The sequence below is a fragment of the Nocardioides marmoriginsengisoli genome (assembly GCF_003725695.1).
Classification (GTDB): domain Bacteria; phylum Actinomycetota; class Actinomycetes; order Propionibacteriales; family Nocardioidaceae; genus Marmoricola; species Marmoricola marmoriginsengisoli.
Genome location: NZ_RJSE01000007.1, coordinates 1,246,330 through 1,269,740 on the forward strand (window position 1 = coordinate 1,246,330; position 23,411 = coordinate 1,269,740).

General features: G+C 70.9%; 24 protein-coding genes. 18 read left to right on the forward strand and 6 right to left on the reverse strand.

All coding sequences use genetic code 11. The annotated features are described in order from the left end of the window. Positions 1-19: 19 nt before the first annotated feature. The 3 genes from EFK50_RS14530 to EFK50_RS14540 are packed head-to-tail and all read left to right on the forward strand — an operon-like array spanning position 20 to position 2,135. Positions 20-1,579 (forward strand): MDR family MFS transporter, encoded by a 1,560-nt coding sequence (locus EFK50_RS14530; RefSeq protein ID WP_123228228.1) that lies wholly within the window; start codon positions 20-22, stop codon positions 1,577-1,579. Positions 1,580-1,635: 56 nt separating this feature from the next. After that, positions 1,636-1,935 (forward strand): metal-sensitive transcriptional regulator, encoded by a 300-nt coding sequence (locus tag EFK50_RS14535; RefSeq protein WP_123228229.1) that lies wholly within the window; start codon positions 1,636-1,638, stop codon positions 1,933-1,935. Next, a complete protein-coding gene (locus EFK50_RS14540) occupies positions 1,932-2,135 on the forward strand; it encodes a heavy-metal-associated domain-containing protein (RefSeq protein ID WP_123228230.1) in 204 nt (67 codons plus the stop codon). Before EFK50_RS14535 ends, EFK50_RS14540 begins: the two co-directional genes overlap by 4 nt. Here EFK50_RS14540 and EFK50_RS14545 read toward each other — a convergent pair. Then, positions 2,120-2,851 carry a PaaX domain-containing protein, C- domain protein gene (locus EFK50_RS14545; RefSeq protein ID WP_123228231.1) on the reverse strand — a complete coding sequence of 244 codons (732 nt, stop codon included), beginning with the start codon at positions 2,849-2,851 and terminating at the stop codon, positions 2,120-2,122. The two genes, EFK50_RS14540 and EFK50_RS14545, sit on opposite strands and share 16 nt — an antisense overlap. 53 nt (positions 2,852-2,904) lie before the next feature. Between EFK50_RS14545 and EFK50_RS14550 the strand changes: the two genes are divergently transcribed. The 4 genes from EFK50_RS14550 to EFK50_RS14565 all read left to right on the forward strand — a co-directional run bounded on the left by EFK50_RS14550 (position 2,905) and on the right by EFK50_RS14565 (position 6,984). After that, positions 2,905-4,590 carry an acyl-CoA dehydrogenase family protein gene (locus tag EFK50_RS14550; RefSeq protein ID WP_123228232.1) on the forward strand — a complete coding sequence of 562 codons (1,686 nt, stop codon included), beginning with the start codon at positions 2,905-2,907 and terminating at the stop codon, positions 4,588-4,590. Then, entirely contained in the window at positions 4,590-5,483 is an 894-nt protein-coding gene (locus EFK50_RS14555; protein WP_123228233.1) for a crotonase/enoyl-CoA hydratase family protein, read from the forward strand. The genes EFK50_RS14550 and EFK50_RS14555 overlap by 1 nt, the downstream gene beginning before the upstream one ends. After that, positions 5,480-6,034, forward strand: a complete 555-nt coding sequence (locus EFK50_RS14560; RefSeq protein WP_221177401.1) for an NUDIX hydrolase — start codon at positions 5,480-5,482, stop codon at positions 6,032-6,034. Before EFK50_RS14555 ends, EFK50_RS14560 begins: the two co-directional genes overlap by 4 nt. A gap of 80 nt (positions 6,035-6,114) precedes the next feature. Beyond that, positions 6,115-6,984, forward strand: coding sequence for an SGNH/GDSL hydrolase family protein (locus EFK50_RS14565; RefSeq protein WP_123228234.1), 870 nt, complete (start codon positions 6,115-6,117; stop codon positions 6,982-6,984). Between the two features lie 19 nt (positions 6,985-7,003). Here EFK50_RS14565 and EFK50_RS14570 read toward each other — a convergent pair whose 3' ends face one another. Then, positions 7,004-7,552: an AAA family ATPase gene (locus EFK50_RS14570; protein ID WP_123228235.1), complete on the reverse strand. Its 549-nt coding sequence runs from the start codon at positions 7,550-7,552 to the stop codon at positions 7,004-7,006. Positions 7,553-7,646: 94 nt separating this feature from the next. Here EFK50_RS14570 and EFK50_RS14575 point away from each other — a divergent pair, with 94 nt between their 5' ends. The 3 genes from EFK50_RS14575 to EFK50_RS22235 are packed head-to-tail and all read left to right on the forward strand — an operon-like array spanning position 7,647 to position 10,178. Next, the gene (locus EFK50_RS14575; RefSeq protein WP_123228236.1) at positions 7,647-8,432 is read left to right on the forward strand and encodes a hypothetical protein; all 786 of its coding nucleotides are present in this window, start codon (positions 7,647-7,649) and stop codon (positions 8,430-8,432) included. Positions 8,433-8,486: 54 nt separating this feature from the next. Beyond that, positions 8,487-9,992, forward strand: coding sequence for an adenylate/guanylate cyclase domain-containing protein (locus EFK50_RS14580; RefSeq protein WP_123228237.1), 1,506 nt, complete (start codon positions 8,487-8,489; stop codon positions 9,990-9,992). A 9-nt stretch (positions 9,993-10,001) separates the two neighbouring features. Next, entirely contained in the window at positions 10,002-10,178 is a 177-nt protein-coding gene (locus EFK50_RS22235) for a hypothetical protein (RefSeq protein WP_183407842.1), read from the forward strand. Between the two features lie 7 nt (positions 10,179-10,185). Here the strand turns inward: EFK50_RS22235 and EFK50_RS14585 are convergent, their stop codons facing one another. After that, the gene (locus EFK50_RS14585; RefSeq protein WP_123228238.1) at positions 10,186-11,214 is read right to left on the reverse strand and encodes a TIGR03617 family F420-dependent LLM class oxidoreductase; all 1,029 of its coding nucleotides are present in this window, start codon (positions 11,212-11,214) and stop codon (positions 10,186-10,188) included. Positions 11,215-11,299: 85 nt separating this feature from the next. Between EFK50_RS14585 and EFK50_RS14590 the strand changes: the two genes are divergently transcribed. The 4 genes from EFK50_RS14590 to EFK50_RS14605 are packed head-to-tail and all read left to right on the forward strand — an operon-like array spanning position 11,300 to position 14,990. Continuing rightward, positions 11,300-11,785, forward strand: a complete 486-nt coding sequence (locus EFK50_RS14590) for a nitroreductase family deazaflavin-dependent oxidoreductase (RefSeq protein WP_123228239.1) — start codon at positions 11,300-11,302, stop codon at positions 11,783-11,785. Between the two features lie 3 nt (positions 11,786-11,788). Continuing rightward, a complete protein-coding gene (locus EFK50_RS14595; RefSeq protein ID WP_123228240.1) occupies positions 11,789-13,369 on the forward strand; it encodes an AMP-binding protein in 1,581 nt (526 codons plus the stop codon). Next, positions 13,360-14,340, forward strand: a complete 981-nt coding sequence (locus EFK50_RS14600; RefSeq protein ID WP_123228241.1) for an NAD-dependent epimerase/dehydratase family protein — start codon at positions 13,360-13,362, stop codon at positions 14,338-14,340. The genes EFK50_RS14595 and EFK50_RS14600 overlap by 10 nt, the downstream gene beginning before the upstream one ends. Then, positions 14,337-14,990 (forward strand): DUF3105 domain-containing protein, encoded by a 654-nt coding sequence (locus EFK50_RS14605; RefSeq protein ID WP_123228242.1) that lies wholly within the window; start codon positions 14,337-14,339, stop codon positions 14,988-14,990. The genes EFK50_RS14600 and EFK50_RS14605 overlap by 4 nt, the downstream gene beginning before the upstream one ends. A gap of 32 nt (positions 14,991-15,022) precedes the next feature. On the opposite strand, the gene EFK50_RS14610 is transcribed toward EFK50_RS14605, so the two are convergent. Next, the gene (locus EFK50_RS14610; protein WP_123228243.1) at positions 15,023-16,012 is read right to left on the reverse strand and encodes a malate dehydrogenase; all 990 of its coding nucleotides are present in this window, start codon (positions 16,010-16,012) and stop codon (positions 15,023-15,025) included. Positions 16,013-16,128: 116 nt separating this feature from the next. Here EFK50_RS14610 and EFK50_RS14615 point away from each other — a divergent pair, with 116 nt between their 5' ends. Further along, the gene (locus EFK50_RS14615; RefSeq protein WP_123228244.1) at positions 16,129-16,551 is read left to right on the forward strand and encodes a Fur family transcriptional regulator; all 423 of its coding nucleotides are present in this window, start codon (positions 16,129-16,131) and stop codon (positions 16,549-16,551) included. 61 nt (positions 16,552-16,612) lie between these two features. Beyond that, positions 16,613-18,757 carry a catalase/peroxidase HPI gene (gene katG, locus EFK50_RS14620; protein WP_123228245.1) on the forward strand — a complete coding sequence of 715 codons (2,145 nt, stop codon included), beginning with the start codon at positions 16,613-16,615 and terminating at the stop codon, positions 18,755-18,757. A 68-nt stretch (positions 18,758-18,825) separates the two neighbouring features. Here katG and aqpZ read toward each other — a convergent pair whose 3' ends face one another. Then, positions 18,826-19,539, reverse strand: a complete 714-nt coding sequence (gene aqpZ / locus EFK50_RS14625; protein WP_123228246.1) for an aquaporin Z — start codon at positions 19,537-19,539, stop codon at positions 18,826-18,828. Positions 19,540-19,641: 102 nt separating this feature from the next. On the opposite strand from aqpZ, the gene EFK50_RS14630 reads away from it, so the two are divergent. Next, entirely contained in the window at positions 19,642-21,849 is a 2,208-nt protein-coding gene (locus EFK50_RS14630) for an NADP-dependent isocitrate dehydrogenase (protein ID WP_123228247.1), read from the forward strand. On the opposite strand, the gene EFK50_RS14635 is transcribed toward EFK50_RS14630, so the two are convergent. Further along, the gene (locus EFK50_RS14635) at positions 21,839-22,957 is read right to left on the reverse strand and encodes a GNAT family N-acetyltransferase (RefSeq protein ID WP_123228248.1); all 1,119 of its coding nucleotides are present in this window, start codon (positions 22,955-22,957) and stop codon (positions 21,839-21,841) included. The two genes, EFK50_RS14630 and EFK50_RS14635, sit on opposite strands and share 11 nt — an antisense overlap. Before the next feature lie 99 nt (positions 22,958-23,056). Between EFK50_RS14635 and EFK50_RS14640 the strand changes: the two genes are divergently transcribed. Continuing rightward, the gene (locus tag EFK50_RS14640; protein ID WP_123228249.1) at positions 23,057-23,329 is read left to right on the forward strand and encodes a hypothetical protein; all 273 of its coding nucleotides are present in this window, start codon (positions 23,057-23,059) and stop codon (positions 23,327-23,329) included. The last annotated feature ends 82 nt before the right edge of the window (positions 23,330-23,411 follow it).

The following is a 23,411-nucleotide window of genomic DNA, read 5'->3' on the forward strand; positions in this document are numbered from 1 at the left end:
TCCCGCGCGAAAGGCGACGATGGCGACCACCGAAGAGAACCCCGTCCTGACTCCCCGGCAGATCATCACCGCGATGAGCGGGCTGGTCGTCGCGATGCTGCTGGCCCAGCTCGACAACATGATCGTCGCGCCGGCACTGCCGACGATCGTGGGCGACCTCGGCGGGCTCAACCACCTGTCCTGGGTGGTGACCGGCTACATCCTGGCCTCGGCCGTGGCGACGCCGATCTGGGGCAAGCTCGGCGACCTGTTCGGGCACAAGTACACGTTCATGTCCGCGATCGTGCTCTTCCTGCTCGGCTCGGCGCTCTGCGGCCTCGCTCAGAACATGGGCCAGCTGGTCTTCTTCCGGGCCTTCCAGGGACTCGGCGCCGGCGGCCTGATCGTCGGGATCATGTCGGTGCTCGGCATCCTGGTGCCGCCGCGCGACCGCGGCAAGTACATGGGCATCATGATGGCGGTGATGCCGGTCGCGATGATCGGCGGACCGCTCGTCGGCGGCTTCATCACCGACCACGTCTCCTGGCGGTGGAACTTCTACGTGAACCTGCCGCTCGGCGGGATTGCGCTGTTCGTGATCTGGTCGACGCTGCACCTGACGCACGAGGCCCGCCGTACCGAGAAGGTGGTGATCGACTGGTGGGGCATCTCGGTGCTGACCACCTGGATCGTGTCGCTGGTGCTCGCGATCACCTGGGGCGGCACCGAGTACCCGTGGGGTTCCTGGCAGATCAACACGCTGTTCGCGGTGGCCGCGGTGGGGCTGGTCGTGTTCGTCCTGATCGAGCGCAAGGCCGTCGAGCCGGTGATCGGCCTGCACCTGTTCGGCAGCAAGAACTTCACCCTTGCCACCGTGATCGGCTTCGTGGCGGGCTTCGGCATGTTCGGCACGATCACCTTCCTGCCGCAGTTCCAGCAGTTCGTCCAGGGCCAGTCCGCGACCAACAGCGGCCTGCTGCTGATGCCGATGATGCTGGCCCTGATGGCGACCTCGATCGGCGGCGGGCAGTACATCAGCCGGACCGGTCGCTACAAGGCGTTCCCGGTGGTGGGCACGGTGCTGCTCGGGATCGGCCTCTACCTGTTCTCGACGATGACGGTCGACACCGGGACCGGCCGGTCGGCGCTCTTCATGATCGTGATGGGCCTGGGCCTCGGCTGCCTGATGCAGACCACCAACCTGGTCGCCCAGAACAGCGTCGAGCTCCGCGACCTCGGTGCCGGCACCGGTACCTTCACCTTCGTGCGGACCCTCGGCGGCTCGATCGGGGTGGCGATCCTCGGGACGATCTACACCCACCACCTGACCCAGTCCCTGACCGAGAGCGTCGGCAAGACGCCGGACCTCGGTGGCGGCTCGGTCGCGAGCCTGACGCCGGCCGCGCTCAAGGACGCGCCGGCCGACTTCATCGCGGCGTTCCGGCACGCGGTGGTGGCCGGCACCCACCAGATCTTCCTCTGGGCCGCCGTCCTGACGATCGTGGCGTTCCTGATCTCCTGGTTCATCAAGGAGGTCCCGCTGCGCGGTTCCGCGCCGGTGGTCGCCGACGCGGGGTCCGAGGTCGACGACCTGGTGTGACCGGCGGCTCCTCGCGCACCGTTGGAAAATACCCATGGGGGGTATATCGTGGTGTCATGAGCGAAACCCAGCACTCGTACATCGCGAACAAGTCCAAGGACGACTACCTCAAGCGGCTCCGCCGGATCGAGGGTCAGGCCCGTGGTCTGCAGCGGATGGTCGACGAGGACCAGTACTGCATCGACATCCTCACCCAGGTCTCGGCGATGACGAAGGCGCTCCAGGCGGTCTCGCTGAGCCTGCTCGACGAGCACATCGGCCACTGCGTGGTCGAGGCCGTCAAGGCCGGCGGCCCGGAGGCGGACGCGAAGCTCAAGGAAGCCTCGGATGCGATCGCCCGGCTGGTGAAGTCATGAGCACCAGCACCTACACCGTGACCGGGATGACGTGTGGGCACTGCGTCTCCTCGGTGAGCGAGGAGGTCGGTGAGATCCCGGGTGTGACCGCGGTCGACGTCGTCCTGGAGACCGGTCTGCTCACCGTGACCAGCGACGGACCGCTGGACGACGCAGCCGTCGGCGCCGCCGTCGCCGAGGCCGGCTACGCGTTGGCCTGAGTGCTGCTGATCACCAGCGTCATGCCCTGCTCGATCAGCTCGCGCTGGTACGCCGCGTAGGAGATCCGCAGGTCGTCGGCGACCCAGCCTGCAGGCAGCAGCTCGGCCGGGGGCGCCGGGTCCTCGCGCAGGTGCCGTACGACGGCCGCTGCCACGGCGAGCCGCTGGGCCGCCGAGCGCGCGGCGGCGATGTCGTCGAGGAGGTGCCGGCCGGTGAGGTTCCAGCCGTCGAGGTCCCAGAGCTGGCCGGCCAGTGCGCGCGGGTCCGCTGCCGGCGTACTGGAGAAGGTGCTGACCAGGCCGTCGGGCCACTCCGGCAGCGAGCGGGCCAGGTTGGCCGGACGCAGCCAGACCCCCTCGCGGAGCTCGGCGAGGCGGAGGTCGGTCAGCTGGGTGCGCAGGCCAGCGCGGTCAGCCGCGCTGCGGCCGGCCGAGGTCACCACGACCATCTCCCAGGTCCCGTCCCACGCGCCGGCCGGATCGAGGGCGACGTCCTGGCGTCGCTGCCGCTCGAGCAGGCGCTCGCTGAGGCGGTAGCTGCCCTCGGTCCGTTCGAGGTCGCCGTTGGCGACCATCCGGGTGAGCGCGACGCGCAGGGTCGACTCGGAGATCTCGAAGAGCTCGGCGGCGTCGACCAGGGCGCTCACCGGCAGCTCGGGCGGGTGCGCGCCGAGCAGCAGGCTGAGCACCACGGACCGGGCGCTGAGCGGACGCACGCTGTCTCCTTACACTCTTGAAACGGTTGTCGTGATCGCGTAATACTACTCCTATGACGACCAGTACCGAGCGTCCGGACCAGACCAGCGCGACCCTCCCCGCCGGGGAGACCCACGAGGTGACCAATCAGCCGCCTCCGCACGCGCCGTACGACGCCGCCGCGGACGCGGCGCTGCTCGAGGGTCTGCACCGCGAAGGCGCCGGCTGGGCCGAGGCCGACGTACGGCGCCTCGGTCAGCTGGCGGGGTCCGAGGAGGCGCAGCGCTGGGCCGAGGAGGCCAATCGGTTCGAGCCGGAGCTCCGCACCGTGGATCGCTACGGCAACCGGATCGACGAGGTCGAGTTCCACCCCTCCTGGCACCACCTGATGCGCACCTCGGTCGCCGAGGGCGGCGCCGGAGCGGCCTGGGTGGACCCGCGCCCGGGCGCGCACGTCGCGCGGACGGCGGGCGGCCTGGCCTGGCAGCACACCGAGGCCGGCCACGGCTGCCCGATCACGATGACCTACGCGGTGGTCCCAGCGCTGCGGCACCAGCCGGACCTCGCGGCGATCTACGAGCCGGGCCTGACCAGCCGCGTCTACGACCCGGGCCTGCGGGTCCCGACCGAGAAGCGCGGCCTGCTCGCCGGGATGGGGATGACCGAGAAGCAGGGCGGCTCCGACGTCCGCACCAACTCCACGATCGCGACCCCGACGGCCGAGCCCGGTGTCTTCACGCTGACCGGGCACAAGTGGTTCACCTCGGCGCCGATGTGCGACGTGTTCCTGGTGCTGGCCCAGGCTCCGGGCGGGCTCTCCTGCTTCCTGGTGCCGCGGATCCTGCCCGACGGCACCCGGAACGCCTTCCGGATCGTGCGGCTCAAGGACAAGCTCGGCAACCGGTCCAACGCCTCCTCCGAGCCGGAGTTCGACGGCACCGTGGCCTGGCTGGTGGGGGAGCAGGGCCGTGGCGTGAAGACCATCATCGAGATGGTCAGCTGCACCCGGCTGGACTGCGTCACGGGCTCCGCCGGGATGATGCGCAAGGCGCTGGTCGAGGCCGGCCACCACGTCCAGCACCGGGCCGCGTTCGGCAAGACGCTGATCGACCAGCCGTTGATGCGCAATGTCGTCGCCGACCTGGCGATCGAGTCCGAGGCCGCGACCACGTTGGCCCTGCGGCTCGCGGGTGCGGCCGACCGCGGGATCCGCGGCGACGAGGGCGAGCAGGCGTTCCGCCGGATCGCCACCGCGATCGGCAAGTACTGGGTCACCAAGCGCGGTGCGGCGTTCACGGCCGAGGCGATGGAGTGCTTTGGCGGCAACGGGTACGTCGAGGACTCCGGGATGCCGCGGCTCTACCGGGAGGCGCCGCTGAACTCGATCTGGGAGGGCTCCGGCAACGTCAACGCGCTCGACGTCCTGCGGGCGCTGGGCAAGGAGCCGGACTCGCTGGACGCGCTGATGGGCGAGCTCGCGCTGTCCGCCGGCGGTGACGCACGGCTGGACGCGGCCGTCGGCCGGCTGGGTGCGGCGCTCGGGGACCTGGACTCGATCGAGGTCCGGGCCCGCGGCCTGGTCGAGCAGATGGCGCTGGTGCTCCAAGGCTCGCTGCTGGTCCGGCACGCGCCGGCTGCGGTGGCGGACGCGTTCTGCGCGAGCCGGCTGGACGGCCAGGGCGGGCTCGCCTTCGGCACCCTTCCGGCCGGCACCGACTTCACCGCGATCCTGGACCGCGCGCTGCCCGAGGGTTCTTGATGGAGGACTACCGGACGCTGACCTACGAGGTCGACGGCCGGGTAGCCAGGATCACCTTCGACCGGCCGGAGCACGGCAACGCCATCACCGCCGACACCCCGGTCGAGCTCGCCGACGCGGTCGAGCGCGCCGACACCGACCGCCGGGTGCACGTGATTCTGCTGTCCGGGCGCGGGAAGGGGTTCTGCGGCGGCTACGACTTGGGATTGTTCGCCGAAGGGGACATGGGGGCGTCGGGCGAGGCAGGGACGAGCGTCCTCGACGCCACCGTCCAGCTCGAGAACCACGACCCGAACCGCACCTGGGACCCGATGGTCGACTACCAGATGATGAGCCGCTTCAACCGCGGCTACGCCAGCCTGCTGCACGCCAACAAGCCGACGGTCGCCAAGCTGCACGGGTTCGCCGTCGCCGGCGGCACCGACATCGCCCTGCACTGCGACCAGATCGTGGTCGCCGACGACGTCCGGATCGGCTACCCGCCGACCCGCGCCTGGGGCGTCCCGGCGACCGGGTTGTGGGCGCACCGCCTCGGCGACCAGCGGGCGAAGCGGCTGCTCCTGACCGGTGACCTGATCACCGGCAAGCAGGCCGTCGAGTGGGGTCTGGCGATCGAGTCCCACCCGGCCGAGGAGCTGGACGCGCGCACCGAGGCCCTGGTGCAGCGGATCGCGGCGATGCCGCAGAACCAGCTGATCATGGTGAAGCTCGCCCTCAACAGCGCGCTGCTCGCCCAGGGCGTCGCGACCAGCGGGATGGTGAGCACCGTCTTCGACGGGATCTCCCGGCACACGGCCGAGGGGTACGGGTTCGCCCAGCGTGCCGTCGAGGCCGGCTTCCGCGAGGCGGTCCGCGAGCGCGACGAGCCGTTCGGGGATGCCAAGCCGTCGTGACTCCTGAGACCGTGGCCGCGGCGCTGCTTCCGCCGGCCGAGACCAGCGTGATGAGCGCGGGCGGCAAGGTGGATGCCGCCGTACTGATCCCGCTGTTCTGGGACGAGCGCGGCCCGGTCGCCGTCCTCACCGAGCGCAGTGCCGACCTGCGCAAGCACGCCGGCGAGATCTCGTTCCCGGGCGGACGGCGTGATCCGGGTGAGGACCTGGTCGACACCGCCGTACGGGAGGCCGAGGAGGAGATCGGTCTCGCGCCCGCAGACGTCACGATCCTCGGCGGTCTGCCGCCGCTGGGAACCTTCGTCAGCGGCTTCACGATCTACCCGTTCGTGGGCGTCGTCCCGGCCGGCGTCGCGTGGGTCCTCGCCGAGCGCGAGGTGGCCGCCGTCCTCGAGCTGCCCCTGGCCGAGCTCCGGACGGGGCACCGCTTCGAGCGTCTGTTCCGCAAGGGCGTCCCGGTCCGCACCGACACCTACACCGTGGACGGTCAGCTGGTCTGGGGTGCGACCGCGCGGATCGTCCGGATGCTGCTGGACCGGGTGGGGGAGTGAGGCACCGGGGAGCAATCGTTCCCGGCAACCGTCGCGATCCGGTAGAACGGGGTCGGACGACCGAACCGAGGGAGACGGCGATGAGCAGGAGACGGACGAAGGTTTCGGCGATCGGCCTGGCGCTCTGCGCGGTGGTCGTCGCGTTCCCGTTGGGCGGGGGAGCGGCCGCCGCCGAGGGCGCCGCGGCGCCAAGCGGCCGGTACGTCGCCTTCGGTGACTCCTACTCGGCGGACTCCGGCGTGATGCCGATCGCCAAGGGGACCAACCCCTTCTGCCTCCAGTCGGCGCGCAACTACCCGAAGCTCGTCGCCGCCGAGCTCGGCCTCACCCTGGTCGACGTGACCTGCGGCGGGGCGACCGTGGCGCACCTGAGCAAGCCCCAGTACCGGGGCGTGCCCGCCCAGCTCGACGCGCTCAACGGTGACGAGTCGGTGGTCACGGTGGGCATCGGCGGCAACGACAACAACCTGTTCGCCAGCGCGATCGCGCTCTGCGGCGCCTTCGCGCCGATCGCCGTCCTCGACCTCGGTGCGCCGTGCCAGCGGACCTACGGGGACCGCTTCGACCGGCTGATCGCCTCCGATGCGCCCGCGATCGGTGCCGCGCTCGACGCCATCCGGCTCCGCGCCCCGCACGCGAAGGTGTACGTCGTCGGCTATCTCTCCATCCTTCCGCAATCGGGGCGGTGCTTCCGCCAGATGCCGCTGACCACCGGCGACACGGCGTACATGAACGCCGTCCAGAAGAACATCAACACGATGCTGGCCGAGCAGGCAGCGCTCCACGGCGCGACGTACATCGACACGTTCACGCCGTCGATCGGGCACGACGTCTGCCAGCCGGTGGGCGTGCGCTGGATCGAGCCCCCGCTCTCGGGGCAGCCGATCCACCCCGGCGCTGTCGGAGCGGCTGCGCAGGCCCGGATCGTCGCGGCGACTCTCGCGTCCTGAGCGAGGGTGCGGCTCCGACTCAGGCCGTCGACCCTCGGGAGACCTGCTGCTCCAGCGCCGCGACCCGGACCTCGAGGTCTCCGCTCAGCTCGACCACCTCGGCACCGCCCGTCAGGTCGGCGTCGTCGACGATCTCGACGAGGATCTGATCCATCGCTTCGCGCAGCTCCGGGTCCTCGTCCTCGGGAACCGTGATCGGAGAGCCGGAGTCGAGGCGGAGCAGGACGAGCAGGTCGAGGTGCTGGGCCGCCTCGGCGCAGAGCTCGGCTCCCCGGCGGAGGTGGTCGCTGGACGGGACCGGTCGGCCGAGCTGGTCCAGCGCTTCGAGGTAGGCGAGGAAGTCCCACGGTCCGCGTTCGACGATCACCGGGCCGACGAGGTTCCCGGTCAGGCGCGCGGCCGCGACCTCGAGCTGCTGGTAGAACACCCCGGCACCCGCGTCGGTGCGGTACTCCCCGAGCACCTCGATCGGATCCGGCAGCACCTCGACGTCGGGGTGGGCGGAGGCGAACGCGTCGATCAAGGAGCTCTTGCCGCTCGCATGGGTGCCGGAGACCACGATGATCATGGGCGCACTCTAGGGTGCCGCAGCGTGCCAGCCGCAGGATCCCTGAGCGGCGACCTCTGGCCCGGACCCGTCGCGATCAGTAGTCTGCGGTCCCATGAAGCTCGCAATCCTCGGGGTGGTGGCGACCGCGATCGGCGTCGCTCTCAGCGTGCCCGGTCTGATCGGGATCGGTGCGTTCTGGGTGCTCCTCGGCCCGCTGATGCGCCAGCACGCGCAACGGCTCAAGGGGATCCAGGCGGCCGCGCCCGAGGGCAAGCCCAAGGTCGACAGCAAGACGTTCACCCAGGGGACGCTGCTCTGGCTCGCGCTCGGCATCCCGTCGCTGGTCGTCGGCCTGATGAAGATCGGGATCGACGCCGAGCACGAGAACTGGCGCTGGCTCCCGCTGGGCATCGGCATCTTCGCGCTGGTCATCGGCGTGGTCGGCTCGGTCCTCTACTTCGCCGGCTCCGCAGCGCTCGCCTCCGGTGAGCGCAGGGCGGCGGCGAACAAGTTCCCGGCGACGCTCTGGATCTCCCGGGTGCGGGAGACCGGTTCGTACATCAACAACCGGCCGCGCCTGGAGTTCGTCTTCCGGGTCGAGCCGGACGCGGGCACCGGGGTGGAGCCGTACGCCGTCACCAAGAAGGCCACGGTGCCGCACACGGCGATGGGCTCGCTCAAGGTGGGCGACGGCTTCCGGGCCAAGGTGGCGGGGCCCGACGACCCGACCTCGATGGACATCACCTGGGACGAGCCGGTGTCGGCTGCGGGCGCGGACGGCGGCGAAGCCGAGGACGTCTCGGTCCGGCTGGACCGGCTCGACCAGCTGCACCGCGACGGCAAGGTCAGCGACACGGAGTACCAGGAGCAGCGCGGCCGGATCCTCGGCACGCTCTGATCCCACCTGCTCCAGCCGTTGCCAAACGGCCTCGCGGACCGCGACGATCCGAGCATGCAATTCGGTGCCCACGGGCTGCACGGTCCCGACCTCCGGGGCGTCCGCCCGTACGAGGTGATCGGCCTGGTCTGGTTCGCCAACCTGGTCGGTGCCGTCGTGCTGATCATCGACTACCTGGTGGTGCTGCCGTTCCCCGCGGACGTCTCCACACCGGAGATCGAGCGCGGCAACGTGATCCTCGGCCTGGTCCTGGTCGGGATCAGCTGGGTCGTGCTCGGCGTGGTCGGGGCGCCGCGCGCGCACCGGGCGCTGGACTGGACGCTGCGCGGGATGCCGCCGGACGAGGAGGAGCAGCAGCTCACCCTGAACCTGCCGTGGTGGCTGTTCTGGATGCAGGTGGTGATCTGGGCGTTCTCCTGCGTCGTGTTCTTCTACGCCAACCTCGACGTCGGCGGGATGTACGCCCTGCAGCTCTCGACGACCGTGATCATCAGCGGGCTGGCGACCGCGGCGACGTCGTACCTGCTCTGCATGCGGCTCTTCAAGTCCGCCACCACCCGGGTGCTCGAGCTCTCGCCGCCGCGGCGCGGGACCACGGCGGGCGTCGGCCAGAAGGCGATCTTCATCTACACGCTCACCACCGGCGTCCCGATGATCGGCCTGATCGGGATGGTCGCGTTCGCGAACGAGACCGGGGTCTCCCTGCGCCAGCTCTCGATCAGTGGTCTGGTCGTCGGGCTCGGCGCGCTGATCACCGGGTACTTCGCGACCGTGCTCTTCGCCAAGTCGGTGGGGGAGCCGCTCGGCGACCTCACCAGCGCGCTCGCCGAGATCGAGGGCGGTGACCTCAGCGTCACCGTCACCGTCGACGACGCCGGCGAGATCGGCCAGCTCCAGTCCGGAGTGAACAACATGGTCGCCGCCCTGCTGGAGCGTGAGCAGCTCCGTGACCTGTTCGGCCGGCACGTCGGCGAGGACGTCGCCCGGCTGGCCCTGCAGCAGGGGGTCTCGCTCGGTGGTGAAGAACGCGAGGTGGCTGCCCTGTTCGTGGACGTGATCGGCAGCACCACCTACGCCGCGACGCACCCCGCCGCGGAGGTGGTGGCCGCGCTGAACCGGTTCTTCGAGGTCGTCGTCTCGGTGGTCTCCGAGCACGGCGGGCTGGTCAACAAGTTCGAGGGCGACGCGGCGCTCTGCATCTTCGGCGCGCCGCTGGAGCTGCCCGACCCCGCGGCCGCGGCGCTTGCCGCCGCCCGGACGATGTCGGCCCGGCTGAAGTCCGAGGTGCCGGACCTCGACGCCGGCATCGGGGTCTCGCACGGACTCGTGATCGCCGGGAACATCGGCTCCGCCGAGCGGCTGGAGTACACCGTGATCGGCGACGCCGTGAACGAGGCCGCCCGGCTCACCGAGCAGGCCAAGGACCGCCCCGAGCGGGTGGTCGCCTCCGAGCGGATCGTCGACCGGGCCGGGGCCGGCGAGCAGGCCCGCTGGCGGCTGCTCGAGCCGATGCTGCTGCGCGGACGCCTCGACCCGACCACGCTGGCGGTGCCTGTGTAGGGTCCGGGCATGGGTCCAGGGATGCAGAAAGCCACCGCGCTAGTACTGGTCGTCGCGCTGGTACTCAGCGGCGCGATCGTCGCGCTCAGCAGCGACCACGCCGTGATCGCGATCCTGATCGTCGTGGTCGCCGGTGCACTGATCGGTGCCGCGATGGCTCGCGACAAGAGCGACCGGGACCGCTGACCCGCCGCTAGGGCGCGCGCAGCGCCTCGGCCAGCCCGCGGACGGTCTCCGGCGGGTGCGTGCTCCCCGGGAAGTACGCGCAGATCCGGTCGGCGACGTCGCCGAACCGCGCCTTGATCTCGGCGGCGCACTCGGCGGGCGTCCCGACGACGGCCAGGGTGCGCAGCACGTCGTCGTCGATCAGGTCGATCATCGTCATGATGTCGCCGGTCTTGGAGAGCGCGTTCAGCTCGGGTTGCAGGTCGCCCCAGCCCTCGACCTCCAGGACCGGACGGTACGCCGGCGTGGAGCCGTAGAACGCGAGCAGCCCCCGCACGCCCACCGAGGCGGCCTCGATCTCGGCGGCCGAGTCGCCCATCGCCACGATCGCCTGCGGGTAGACGTCGAAGGCCCGGTCCGAGAGCGGCGCCCGGCCGGCGAGCTCCAGTCCCTCGGCAACGGCCGGCAGAGTCCGCTCCCGGAAGTGCCGGGCGCTGTGGAACGGCATCACCAGCAGCCCGTCGGCGACCTCGGCGGCGGTCCGGGTCATCACCGGGCCGAGCGCGCCGAGCAGGACCGGCGGGACGCCGTACGGGTTCGGGCCGGGGACGAAGGTCGGCGGCATCAGCGTGTGCCGGGAGAACTCGCCGCGGAAGTCGAGCCGGGTGCCGTCCTGCCAGGAGCCCAGGATCGCCTTCACGGCCAGCACGGTCTCCCGCATCCGGGCGGCCGGCTTGCTCCAGGAGGCGCCGTACCGGTTCTCGATGTGCGGCTTGATCTGCGAGCCGAGCCCGAGCCGGAAGCGGCCGCCGGAGAGCAGCTGCAGGTCGTAGGCCAGGTTCGCCAGGTGCATCGGGCTGCGCGGGATCGCGATCGCGACGTTGGTCATCAGGTCGGTCTCCCGTACGTCGGCCGAGCCGGCCGCCACGATCAGCGGCAGGAAGACGTCGTGCGGGCCCTCGAACGTGAAGAGCCCGTCGACCCCGGCGTCGAGGAGCTCGCGGGCCCGGGCCGCCGCCTGGTCCGGGCGCGCGTCGAGCTGGACGTCAAGCTTCATCCGGCGGATCCAGACTCAATCGGTCTCAATGGGGGAGCTCCTCTGCCCTCCCGCTCAGACTAGAACAGGTTCTATAGTTCCGGGTATGGCCGACACGAAGAAGCGTCCCGACGGGCTCGACTCCCCGATGGTCCCCAAGCTGATGAAGTACGCCGGCAAGGCGCACGTGTGGACCTACCGTCGTACCAACGGCCTGATCGGCTCGAAGTGGCGGATCGGCGCGGGGTTCCGCAAGCCGGTCCCGACGCTGCTGCTCGACCACCGCGGGCGGACCTCCGGGAAGTCGTTCACGACCCCGCTGCTCTACATGCTCGACGGTCCGGACGTGATCGTGGTCGGCTCGCAGGGCGGGCTGCCGAAGGACCCGCAGTGGTACCGCAACCTGGTCGCCACCCCGGACACCCAGGTCCAGATCAAGGGGGAGCGGCGCCAGGTCCGCGCCCGCACCGCGAACGCCGAGGAGCGCGCGGCGCTGTGGCCCCGGCTCGTCGAGGTGTACGCCGACTTCGCCAGCTACCAGGCCTGGACCGAGCGGGAGATCCCGGTCGTCATCCTGGCGCCGAGGGGCTGAGTCGTGGCCGACACCGTCCAGCAGTTCCTGCACGCCCAGCTCGACAGCGACCTGCCCGCGCTGCTGTTCGAGGACCGTTCCTGGACCTGGCGCGAGCTCCTCGGTGAGAGCGCGGCCCGGGCGCACGTGCTGCACGAGCTCGCCGCCGGCGCGGAGCCCTTGCACATCGGGGTCCTCTTCGAGAACACCGCCGAGATGGTGATGGCGCTGGTCGCCGGTGCCCTCGGCGGCCACGTCACGGCCGGGATCAACACCACCCGTCGCGGCGACGGCCTCGCCCAGGACGTCCGGACGGCGCACTGCAAGGTGCTGCTGACCGACACCGAGCACCTCGAGCTGCTCACCGGCCTCGACCTCGGCGGCGCGATCGTGGTGAACACCGACGACGACGCCTGGCTGAGCAGGGTCGCCGCCGCCCCGCGCACCCTCGACGGGTTCCGGACCGTCGAGACGATGGACACCTTCATGCTGATCTTCACCTCGGGCACCAGCGGTGACCCGAAGGCGGTGCAGGTCAGCAACTTCATGGTGGTGATGTCCGGCGCGGTGCTGTCGGAGAAGTACGCGCTCTCCACCGACGACGTCTGCTACATCTCGATGCCGCTGTTCCACTCCAACGCGATCATGGGCGGACTGGCCCCGGCGCTGGCGTCCGGCGCGACGGTGGCGCTCGCCCGTAAGTTCAGCGCCTCCCGGTTCCTCGACGACATCCGCGGCTTCGGGGCGACGTACATGAACTACGTCGGCAAGCCGCTGGCCTACCTGCTGGCGACGCCGGAGAAGCCCGACGACGCCGACAATCCGCTGCGGACCGCGTTCGGCAACGAGGCCTCGGACCGCGATATCGCCGCGTTCGGCAAGCGCTTCGGCTGCGAGGTCTGGGACGGCTTCGGCTCGACCGAGACCGCGGTGATCATCACCCGCACCGAGGACACCCCGCCCGGTTCGATCGGCCAGCCGTTCGAGGGCGTGGCGATCTACGACCGGGAGACCCGGACCGAGCGGCCGCGGGCGGTCTTCGACGAGCGCGGCGTGGTGACCAACCTCGACGAGGCGGTCGGCGAGCTGGTCAACACCCAGGGGGCCGGCTTCTTCGGCGGCTACTACAACAACGAGCAGGCGACCGCGGACCGGCTCGATGGCGGGATGTACTGGTCCGGCGACCTCGGCTACCGCGACGAGGCCGGGTTCGTCTACCTGGCCGGCCGGACCAGCGACTGGCTCCGGGTGGACGGCGAGAACCTCGCGGCGGCGCCGATCGAGGCGATCCTGCTGCGGCACCCGGCGATCAGCCAGGCGGCCGTGTACGGCGTCCCGGACCCCGACGTCGGCGACCAGCTGATGGTGGCGCTGGTGCTCGTCGACGGCGGCGTCCTGGAGCCCGCCGGGTTCGAGGCGTTCCTGGGCGACCAGGAGGACCTGTCACCGAAGGCCTGGCCGCGTTACGTGCGGATCGCCGAAGCGCTGCCGAGCACGGCGACCAACAAGGTGCTCAAGCGGACCCTGATCGGCGAGGGTACGACGGTCGGCGCCGACGTGCTGTGGCTGCGCGAGCCGCGTGGACGGTCCTACTCGTGCGGGTAGCGGTCACCGGCGCGGCCGGCTTCCTCGGCGGCAACGTCGTCCGGGCCCTGGTCGCCGAGGGGCACCAGGTCACCGCGATCGACCGGGTCGCCAGCGACCTGGCCACCGGTCCCGAGGTGACCTGGGTCAACGCGGACGTCCTCGACCCCGCGCAGATGCGCGCCGCCCTGGACGGCGCCGAGGTCGTCTACCACTTGGTCGCGATGATCAGCCTGAGGCAGGAGGACCCGCTCGCCTGGCGGGTGAACGTCGACGGGGTCGCCACCGTGGCCCGGGCGGCCCTCGACGTGGGCGTACGACGGATGGTGAACTGCAGCTCGCTGAACGCCTTCCGGTACGCCGCGGGCGACCGGGTGGACGAGCGCTCGCCGCGCTCGACCGATCCGGGCCTGCCGGTCTACAACCGCTCCAAGTACGCCGGCGAGCTCGAGCTGCTCAAGGTCGTCGAGGACGGCCTGGACGCGCTGACCTGCAACCCGACCGGGATCTACGGCCCGGTCGACCAGCCGACCCGGCTCTCGCGGCTGAACGCCTCGCTGCTCGACGCCGCGAAGGGACGGGTGCCGGTCGCGATCCGCGGTTCGTTCGACATGGTCGACGTCCGCGACGTCGCGCGCGGCTTCCTGCTGGCCGCCGAGAAGGGTCGGACCGGCGAGAACTACCTGCTCACCGGCCACCACGTGAGCCTGCCGGAGATCAACGGGATGGCGGCGCAGGGAGCCGGCCACCGGCCGCCCCGGATCGTGCTCCCGCTCTCGGTGCTCACCACGGTCGCGCCGCTGGTCGACCCGATCGCGCGCCGGTTCGGCTCGGACGCGATGTCGCCGGCGTCCCTGGAGACGCTGACCTCGAGCCCGTACGTCGACGGCTCCAAGGCACGCGACCAGCTCGGCTACGAGCCGCGCCCGACCGCGGACACGATCCGGGATCTGCTGACCTTCTTCCGCGAGCACGGCATACTCGGCGCGTGACCGAGACCTCGCTGCGCCCGACCCGACTCCGCCGCCTCGCCGGCGCCCTCGCCGTCAGTGCCGCGGTGGCCACCGGTGCGGTCGCCTGCGGCGGCTCGGACGACGCCCCCGAGGCGGGTGGCGGCAGTACCACCGCGCCGGCTCCCTGCGACGCGGTGATCACCAAGCCGACCGACGAGAACCAGCAGCACATCAACGAGCCGACCCCGATCACCTACACCGACGCACCGCCGGCCTTCGGCGAGCACCGGCCGGAGTACGCCCCGTTCGGCCGGGCCTTCTACTCCTCGGACCGGCCCGAGGTCGGCAACCTGGTGCACAGCCTGGAGCACGGCTACACGATCGCCTGGTACGACGACACCCTCGCCGAGGACACTGCGGCGCTGGCGTCGCTGGAGACGATCGCCACCGACTACATGGCGAACCGGGAGCGGTTCATCGCCGCGCCGTGGCGCGAGGAGGACGGGGCCGCGTTCCCCGAGGGCAGGCACGTCGCCCTGGTGCGCTGGTCGGCGGACGCCGACGACCCGACCGACCAGACCAAGCACCGCGGCAACTGGATGTACTGCGGGGGAGTCGACCGGAAGGCGATCTCCACCTTCTTCGACACCTGGCCGAACGAAGAATCCCCGGAGCCCGGCCTGCCCTAGCGGCGGCCCGGCTCCGGGGACTCAGCGGTGGATCAGATCAGGCCGAGCTCGGTCACCGCAGCGCGCTCGTCGGCGAGCTCGGCGGTCGAGGCGTCGATCCGGGCGCGGGAGAACTCGTCGATCTCCAGGCCCTGGACGATCTCCCAGTCACCGTTCTTGGTGGTGACGGGGAAGGACGAGATCAGACCCTCCGGGACGCCGTAGGAACCGTCCGAGCGGACCGCCATCGAGACCCAATCGTTCTCGGCGGAGCCGAGCAGCCAGTCGCGGGCGGCGTCGACGGTCGCCGAGGCGGCCGAGGCAGCCGAGGACGAGCCGCGGGCGTCGATGATCGCCGCGCCGCGCTTGGCGACGGTCGGGATGAAGGTGTCCGCGATCCAGGCCCGGTCGTTGACGACCTCGGCGGCGTTCTTGCCACCGATCTCGGCGTGGAAGATGTCCGGGTACTGGGTGGCCGAGTGGTTGCCCCAGATGGTGACCTTCTTGATGTCGGTCACCGAGGCGCCGGTCTTGGTCGCCAGCTGCGAGATCGCCCGGTTGTGGTCCAGGCGGGTCAGCGCGGAGAAGCGCTCGGCCGGGATGTCGGGGGCGTTGGTCATCGCGATCAGCGCGTTGGTGTTCGCCGGGTTGCCGGTGACGCCGATCCGGACGTCGGAGGCGGCTACCTTGTTCAGGGCCTTGCCCTGGGCGGTGAAGATCGCACCGTTGGCCGAGAGCAGGTCGCCGCGCTCCATGCCCGGTCCGCGCGGGCGGGCGCCGACGAGCAGCGCCAGGTTGACGCCGTCGAAGATCTCTTCGGCGTCGGCACCGATCTGGACGCCGGCAAGGGTCGGGAAGGCGCAGTCGTCGAGCTCCATGACGACGCCCTCGAGGGCCTTGAGGGCGGGCTCGATCTCAAGCAGGCGGAGCTCGATCGGGCGGTCCGCGCCCAGCAGCGAGCCGCTGGCGAGGCGGAAGAGCAGGCTGTAGCCGATCTGGCCGGCGGCACCGGTGACGGCGACCTTGAGGGGGGTTGTGCTCACGTCAGAGGCTCCTAGAGAGAGGAAATCAACCCCACGAAACTAGCGCACCCGGAGATCGGGAAATCCGCCGGTGAGTCAATCTTGAATGATTCAAGAAAACATGGTTGGCTCAGCGCATGCACGCCGCCGATCCCGTCGCCCTCCTGAGGGGTTCCGGGCTGCGCGTGACCCGCCCCCGGGTGGCCGTGATCCACGCCCTCGAGCAGCACCCGCACGCCGAGGTCGACCGGCTCGCCGAGGTGGCCCGCGCCGACCTCGGCGCCGTCTCCACCCAGGCCGTGTACGACGTCCTGCGGGCGCTGACCGAAGCCGGCGTCGTACGGCGCATCGAACCCGCCGGCTCGCCCGCTCGGTTCGAGCTCCGGGTCGGCGACAACCACCACCACGTCGTCTGCCGCAGCTGCGGCGCGATCGCCGACGTGGACTGCGCCGTCGGGGCCCGCCCGTGCCTCGACGCCTCCGATACCCAGGGCTTCGTCATCGACGAGGCCGAGGTGACCTACTGGGGCACCTGCCCCGACTGCACGCAGATTCACTAACCCGCCACAGCACCACCGAGACAGGAGAACGACCGTCGTGTCTGACAGCGAGAACCCGGCCATGCCGACCCCCGAGACCCCCGTGGCGCGCCCCCGGACCAACCAGGACTGGTGGCCGAACCAGCTCGATCTGCGGGTGCTGCACAAGCACGCCGAGGCCAGCCCGCTCGACGCCGGCTTCCGCTACGCCGAGGCGTTCGCCGACCTCGACGTGGACGCGCTCAAGGCCGACATCGTCGACGTGATGCGCACCTCCCAGGACTTCTGGCCGGCCGACTTCGGTCACTACGGCCCGCTGTTCATCCGGCTGAGCTGGCACGCCGCCGGCACCTACCGGATCTCCGACGGCCGCGGTGGTGCGGGCGAGGGCGCCCAGCGGTTCGCGCCGCTGAACAGCTGGCCGGACAACGGCAACCTGGACAAGGCGCGCCGGCTGCTCTGGCCGGTCAAGCAGAAGTACGGCCAGAAGATCTCCTGGGCCGACCTGCTGGTCCTCGCCGGCAACGTCGCGCTCGAGGACATGGGCTTCGAGACCTTCGGCTTCGGCTTCGGTCGTGAGGACATCTGGGAGCCCGAGGAGGTCAACTGGGGTGCCGAGGACATCTGGCTGGGCGACGAGCGCTACTCCGGTGACCGCGAGCTCGCGAACCCGCTCGGCGCGGTCCAGATGGGCCTGATCTACGTCAACCCGGAGGGCCCGAACGGCAACCCGGACCCGCTGGCCTCGGCCCGCGACATCCGCGACACCTTCGCTCGGATGGCGATGGACGACGAGGAGACCGTCGCGCTGATCGCCGGCGGCCACACCTTCGGCAAGACCCACGGCGCCGGCCCGGCCGACCACGTGGGCGCGGAGCCCGAGGGCTGCCCGGTGATGAGCCAGGGCCTCGGCTGGAAGAGCAGCTTCAACTCCGGCAAGGGCGTCGACGCGATCACCAGCGGGCTCGAGGTGACCTGGACCAACACGCCGATCACCTGGGACAATAGCTTCTTCGAGATCCTCTTCGGCTACGAGTGGGAGCTCACCCAGAGCCCGGCCGGTGCGAACCAGTGGGTCGCCAAGGACGCCGAGCCGACGATCCCGAACGCGTTCGACCCGGAGAAGAAGCAGCTGCCGACGATGCTCACGAGCGACCTCGCGCTGCGGATGGACCCGGCGTACGAGGTGATCTCGCGGCGATTCCTGGAGGACCTGGACGCGTTCCGGCTCGCCTTCGCCAAGGCCTGGTACAAGCTCCTGCACCGCGACATGGGCCCGATCGCCCGCTACCTGGGGCCCTGGGTCCCCGAGGCGCAGCTGTGGCAGGACCCGGTGCCGGCGGTCGAGGGCGACCTGATCGACGACGCCGACGTGTCCGCGCTCAAGGCCAGCATCCTGGCTACCGGGCTCCCGGTCTCGCGCCTGGTCGCGACGGCCTGGTCGTCGGCGGCCAGCTACCGCGGGACCGACAGCCGCGGCGGCGCCAACGGTGCCCGGGTCCGGCTCGCGCCGCAGCGCGACTGGGCCGTCAACGAGCCGGCCGAGCTGGCCAAGGCGCTGACCGCCCTCGAGGGCGTCCAGGCCGCGTTCAACGCCGCCGGCGGCAAGCAGGTCTCGCTGGCCGACGTGATCGTCCTCGGTGGCGTCGCGGCGGTCGAGAAGGCCGCGAAGGACGGCGGCCACGACATCACGGTGCCGTTCCGCCCGGGTCGCACCGACGCCACCGCGGAGCAGACCGACGCCGAGTCGTTCGACGTCCTGGAGCCTCGCGCCGACGGCTTCCGCAGCTACCTGCGCGCCGGCGAGAAGGTCGAGGCCGAGCGGCTGCTGGTCGAGCGGGCGAACCTGCTCACCCTGACCGCGCCGGAGATGACGGTCCTGGTCGGCGGCCTCCGGGTCCTCGGCGCGAACGTCGACGGTCTGGCGCACGGCGTCCTCACCGACCGGCCGGGCACGCTGACCAACGACTTCTTCGTCAACCTGCTGGCGCCCGGCGCCGAGTGGGTGACCTCGGAGTCGGTCGAGAACGTCTACGAGATCCGGGACGCCGGCACCGGTGCGGTCCGGAACACGGCCACCTCGGCGGACCTGGTGTTCGGCTCGAACTCGCAGCTCCGCTCGCTCGCCGAGGTCTACGCGAGCGACGACGCCCAGGGCAAGTTCGTCGCCGACTTCGTGGCGGCGTGGACCAAGGTCATGGAGCTGGACCGGTTCGACCTGGCCTGAGCCTCACGTCAAAGCGAACGGCTCCCCAGGTCCTCGGACCTGGGGAGCCGTTCGGCTGAGCGGGTGGGTCAGTCCTTCTCGCCGACGATCAGCGCGTGGGTGACTCCGGCGATGATCGCACCGGCGATCGGCGCGACGATGAACAGCCAGACGTCGCCGAGGGCGTCGCCACCACCGAACCAGGCAACACCGAGCGAACGCGCCGGGTTGACCGAGGTGCCGTCGATCGGGATCGCGATCAGGTGGATCAGGGTCAGGCAGAGACCGATCGCCAGGCCCGCGAACCCGGCGGTCGCGGCCTTGGCGGTCGCGCCGAGGATCACGTAGAGGAAGACCGCGGTCAGCACGACCTCGGCGATCAGCACGGCCAGCAGCGAGTAGCCGTCGCCGCCGTAGGCGTTGGTGGCCATGTTGCCGTCGGCCTCGAAGCCGTCCATGCCCTTTGCGATGACCAGCAGGACCGCGCCGGCGACGGTACCGCCGACGACCTGCGCCACGACGTACGCCGGGACGTCCTTCCAGTCGAAGCGCTTCGCGGTGGCCAGCCCGATGGTGACGGCGGGGTTGAAGTGCGCACCGGAGATGTGCCCGAAGGCGTAGGCACCGGTGACGACGGTGAGGCCGAACGCGAGCGCGATCGCGACCCGGTCGAAGTCGAACCCGGAGCTGGCAGCGAAGATCACCGTGCCGCAGCCGCCGAAGACGAGCCAGAAGGTGCCGAGCACCTCGGCTCCCAGGCGCGAAGCGATGGCAGGTGTCGCAGGGGTTGCAGTGTCAGACATGACGCCTCCTGAGGGGGAAGTGGAAACGGACAGTGCCGTTTTGCACCTTAGAGCCCCGAGACGCCTGATAGTGGGACCTCGGCGGTGGGATATCTTGCGGTCGTGACTGAATCAAACGCCCCCGCCTCGATCATCTACACGCTCACCGACGAGGCGCCGCTGCTGGCGACGTACTCGTTCCTCCCGATCATCTCCGCGTACGCCGGCACCGCAGGCGTCGCCGTCGAGACCCGGGACATCTCGGTGGCGGCCCGGATCCTGGCCCAGTTCGGGCTCGCGGACGACGCGCTGGGCGAGCTGGGTGCCCTGGCCAAGACGCCCGAGGCGAACATCATCAAGCTGCCCAACATCTCCGCCTCCATCCCGCAGCTCAAGGCCGCGATCAAGGAGCTGCAGGAGCAGGGCTTCGCGATCCCGGACTACCCGGAGAACCCGCAGACCGACGCCGACCGCGAGACCCGCGCCAAGTACGACAAGGTGAAGGGCAGCGCGGTCAACCCGGTGCTCCGCGAGGGCAACTCCGACCGCCGCGCCCCCGCGAGCGTGAAGAACTACGCGAAGACGCACCCGCACTCGATGGGCGCCTGGACCAGCGACTCGAAGACCAACGTCGCGACGATGGGTCAGCACGACTTCAAGTCCAACGAGAAGTCCGTCGTGCTCGCCGCCGACGACACCCTCTCGATCGTCCTGGAGGCCGAGGACGGCACCACGACCGTGCTGAAGGACGGCCTGAACGTCCTCGCCGGTGAGGTCGTCGACGCCACCGTGATGCAGGTGTCGCACCTGCGGGCGTTCCTGGTCAACGCGATCGCGAAGGCCAAGGCCGACGACGTGCTCTTCTCCGCCCACCTCAAGGCGACGATGATGAAGGTCTCCGACCCGATCATCTTCGGCCACGTCGTGAAGGCGTTCTTCGCCGACGTCTTCGCCACCTACGGCGACGACCTGGCCGCCGCCGGCCTCTCCGCGAACGACGGCCTCGGCGCCATCCTCGCCGGCCTCGACGCGCTGCCGAACGGCGCCGAGATCAAGGCGGCGTTCGACCGGGGCATCGCCGACGGACCGCGCCTGGCGATGGTCGACTCGGACAAGGGCATCACCAACCTGCACGTGCCGAGCGACGTCATCATCGACGCCTCGATGCCCGCGATGATCCGCACCTCGGGCCACATGTGGGGTCCGGACGGCAACGAGGCCGACACCCTCGCGGTGATCCCGGACTCCTCGTACGCCGGGGTCTACCAGACCGTCCTGGACGACTGCCGCAAGCACGGCGCCTTCGACCCGGCCACGATGGGCTCGGTCCCGAACGTCGGCCTGATGGCCCAGGCGGCCGAGGAGTACGGCTCGCACGACAAGACCTTCGAACTGGCCGCGGCCGGCACCGTGCGGGTGCTCAACAGCGCCGGCGAGGCGCTGATCGAGCACGACGTCGAGGCCGGTGACATCTGGCGCGCCTGCCAGACCAAGGACGCCCCGATCCGCGACTGGGTCAAGCTCGCCGTGACCCGCGCCCGCGCCTCGGCCACGCCGGCGATCTTCTGGCTCGACGAGAGCCGGGCGCACGACGCCAACCTGATCGCCAAGGTCAACGCCTACCTGCCCGAGCACGACACGAGCGGCCTGGACATCAAGATCCTGACCCCCGAGCTGGCGACCGCGTTCTCGCTGGAGCGGATCCGCCGCGGCGAGGACACCATCTCGGTGACCGGCAACGTGCTCCGCGACTACAACACCGACCTGTTCCCGATCCTGGAGCTCGGCACCTCGGCCAAGATGCTCTCGGTGGTCCCGCTGATGAACGGCGGCGGCCTCTTCGAGACGGGCGCCGGCGGCTCGGCGCCCAAGCACGTGCAGCAGCTGGTCAAGGAGAACTACCTGCGCTGGGACAGCCTCGGCGAGTTCTTCGCGCTGGCCGCGAGCCTGGAGCACCTGGCCACCTCGACCGGCAACGCCCGGGCGCAGATCCTGGCCGACACCCTGGACCGCGCCACCGGGACGTTCCTGAACGAGGACCGCTCGCCGGGCCGCAAGCTGGGCACGATCGACAACCGGGGCAGCCACTTCTACCTCGGCCTGTACTGGGCCCAGGAGCTGGCCGCGCAGACCGAGGACGCCGCGCTGGCTGAGGCGTTCGCCGGGCTGGCGACGACCCTGGCGAGCAACGAGGAGGCCATCGTCGGCGAGCTGCTCGCCGTCCAGGGCAGTCCCGCGGACATCGGCGGCTACTTCCGCCCGGACGACGCCAAGGCCTCGGTCGTGATGCGTCCGTCCACGACCCTGAACGAGGCGCTCGCTAGCCTCTGAGGTCGCTCGCGAGCAGGTCGTAGACGACCGCGTCGTGGGCCCCGTCGCGGCACGGGGTCCCGGCGCGCTCGATGCCCGCCTCGCGGAAGCGGTTCGCCACGGCGACCTTCCGTGAGGCGGTGTTGTCGACCGCGGCCACCAGGCGCAGCTTGGTGAGCCCGAGGCCGCCGTCCTCGGCGTCGATGAAGGAGTGCCGGACGGCGAGCCGGACCGCCTCCGCGGCGACGCCGCGGCCGCGTGCCGCGGGATGGGTCCAGTAGCCGATCTCCGGGCCGGCGAGCTGGTCCAGGTCCTTGACCGAGACCATCCCGAGGAGTTCGTCGGTGGCCGGGTCGGCCACCGCCCACGGCATCGCGGACGCGGTGGCCAGCAGCTCGCCGCGGGAGAGCAGGAACGCGGCCGCGTCCGCGTCGGTGAACGGCATCGGCACCCGGCTGAACCAATAGGTGCTGACCGGGTCCGAGTACGCCTCGACCAGGCGCCCGGTGTCGGTCTCGCGGAGCTGGCGCAGGACGACCCGTTCGCCGCGGATCGTCGGGGCGACCCACCAGTCCTGCCGCGGCGTGCGCGGGTCTTCGGCACGGAGCGTCCCGACCCAGGAGTCGACCAGGCCGTCGCGGTGGTCGTGCCAGCCGCGGACCACCCCGTCGCAGGAGAAGCCGAGCCGCCAGGCCGCCTTCCGCGAGGCCCAGTTCCCGACCTGCGCCCACCAGATCACGGTGCCGAGCCCGCGTTCGGCGAAGCCCCAGTCCAGGAGCAGCCGGAGGGCCCGGTCGACGGCCCCGGTGCCGCGGGCCCGCGGGTGCGCGCCGTACGCGATCTCGGCCCGGCCGGGGCCGTTGTTGCGCAGGCTCACGGTGCCCGCGTACGCCGGGACGCCGGCCGGACCGACCGCCTCGACGGCGAAGCCCCACTCCTGGTCGCTCGCCCAGCCGTCCGGCATCGCCTGGCGGACGAACCGGCGGGCGTCCTCCAGCTCGTAGGGGATCGGCACCCGGGTCCACTGCCGGCTGAGCGGGTCGACGCTCTGCTCGAGAACCCCGGGGACGTCGTCCTCGTGGTGGGCCCGGAGGGTGACGACGCCATCGGTCAGGGTCGGTACGGCCATGGGGGTGAGGTTACGAGATTGGTCGGCGTCGACGCGTGATGGATCGGCTACGCCGCGGTCCTTAGGGGAAGAGCCCAGACTGCCGACCGGGGGAAACCCATGATCAACGGCGACGAGATCCGCCGTATCCACGAGATCCTGGCCCGGATCATCTCTGCGGCCGAGCTGGTCGAGCTGGACCAGCCGCACATCGTGGTCTGCCGGGACGAGGCGACCGGGTCGGTCAGCTACTCCGGGCCGTTCACCGACGGGCTGGCCGCGCTCGAGTTCGCCGAGCGCGAGCGCGCGGTCGACGTCGAGCTCAACGAGGGCGACCCGCTCTCGTTCAGCGTGGCGGCGCTGTACCCGACGGGCCGGGTCGGGACGGGCTGAAATTTTATCCGTCGGCGCGTGTCCGCAGGGCCCTGTCCGAGGTCATAAGGGGTGACAGCCAAGCGAAGCCCTAGCGCAAGGA

Bases quoted from the DNA above. Each gene is read 5' to 3' on its own strand.
- katG (WP_123228245.1), top strand. From the start codon at position 16,613: ATGCCGACCCCCGAGACCCCCGTGGCGCGCCCCCGGACCAACCAGGAC.
- EFK50_RS14530 (WP_123228228.1), top strand. From the start codon at position 20: ATGGCGACCACCGAAGAGAACCCCGTCCTGACTCCCCGGCAGATCATC.
- EFK50_RS14535 (WP_123228229.1), top strand. From the start codon at position 1,636: ATGAGCGAAACCCAGCACTCGTACATCGCGAACAAGTCCAAGGACGAC.
- EFK50_RS14575 (WP_123228236.1), top strand. From the start codon at position 7,647: ATGAAGCTCGCAATCCTCGGGGTGGTGGCGACCGCGATCGGCGTCGCT.
- EFK50_RS14555 (WP_123228233.1), top strand. From the start codon at position 4,590: ATGGAGGACTACCGGACGCTGACCTACGAGGTCGACGGCCGGGTAGCC.
- EFK50_RS14585 (WP_123228238.1), bottom strand. From the start codon at position 11,214: ATGAAGCTTGACGTCCAGCTCGACGCGCGCCCGGACCAGGCGGCGGCC.
- EFK50_RS14580 (WP_123228237.1), top strand. From the start codon at position 8,487: ATGCAATTCGGTGCCCACGGGCTGCACGGTCCCGACCTCCGGGGCGTC.
- EFK50_RS14590 (WP_123228239.1), top strand. From the start codon at position 11,300: ATGGCCGACACGAAGAAGCGTCCCGACGGGCTCGACTCCCCGATGGTC.
- EFK50_RS14640 (WP_123228249.1), top strand. From the start codon at position 23,057: ATGATCAACGGCGACGAGATCCGCCGTATCCACGAGATCCTGGCCCGG.
- EFK50_RS14635 (WP_123228248.1), bottom strand. From the start codon at position 22,957: ATGGCCGTACCGACCCTGACCGATGGCGTCGTCACCCTCCGGGCCCAC.
- EFK50_RS14565 (WP_123228234.1), top strand. From the start codon at position 6,115: ATGAGCAGGAGACGGACGAAGGTTTCGGCGATCGGCCTGGCGCTCTGC.
- EFK50_RS22235 (WP_183407842.1), top strand. From the start codon at position 10,002: ATGGGTCCAGGGATGCAGAAAGCCACCGCGCTAGTACTGGTCGTCGCG.
- EFK50_RS14615 (WP_123228244.1), top strand. From the start codon at position 16,129: ATGCACGCCGCCGATCCCGTCGCCCTCCTGAGGGGTTCCGGGCTGCGC.
- EFK50_RS14550 (WP_123228232.1), top strand. From the start codon at position 2,905: ATGACGACCAGTACCGAGCGTCCGGACCAGACCAGCGCGACCCTCCCC.
- EFK50_RS14570 (WP_123228235.1), bottom strand. From the start codon at position 7,552: ATGATCATCGTGGTCTCCGGCACCCATGCGAGCGGCAAGAGCTCCTTG.
- EFK50_RS14540 (WP_123228230.1), top strand. From the start codon at position 1,932: ATGAGCACCAGCACCTACACCGTGACCGGGATGACGTGTGGGCACTGC.
- aqpZ (WP_123228246.1), bottom strand. From the start codon at position 19,539: ATGTCTGACACTGCAACCCCTGCGACACCTGCCATCGCTTCGCGCCTG.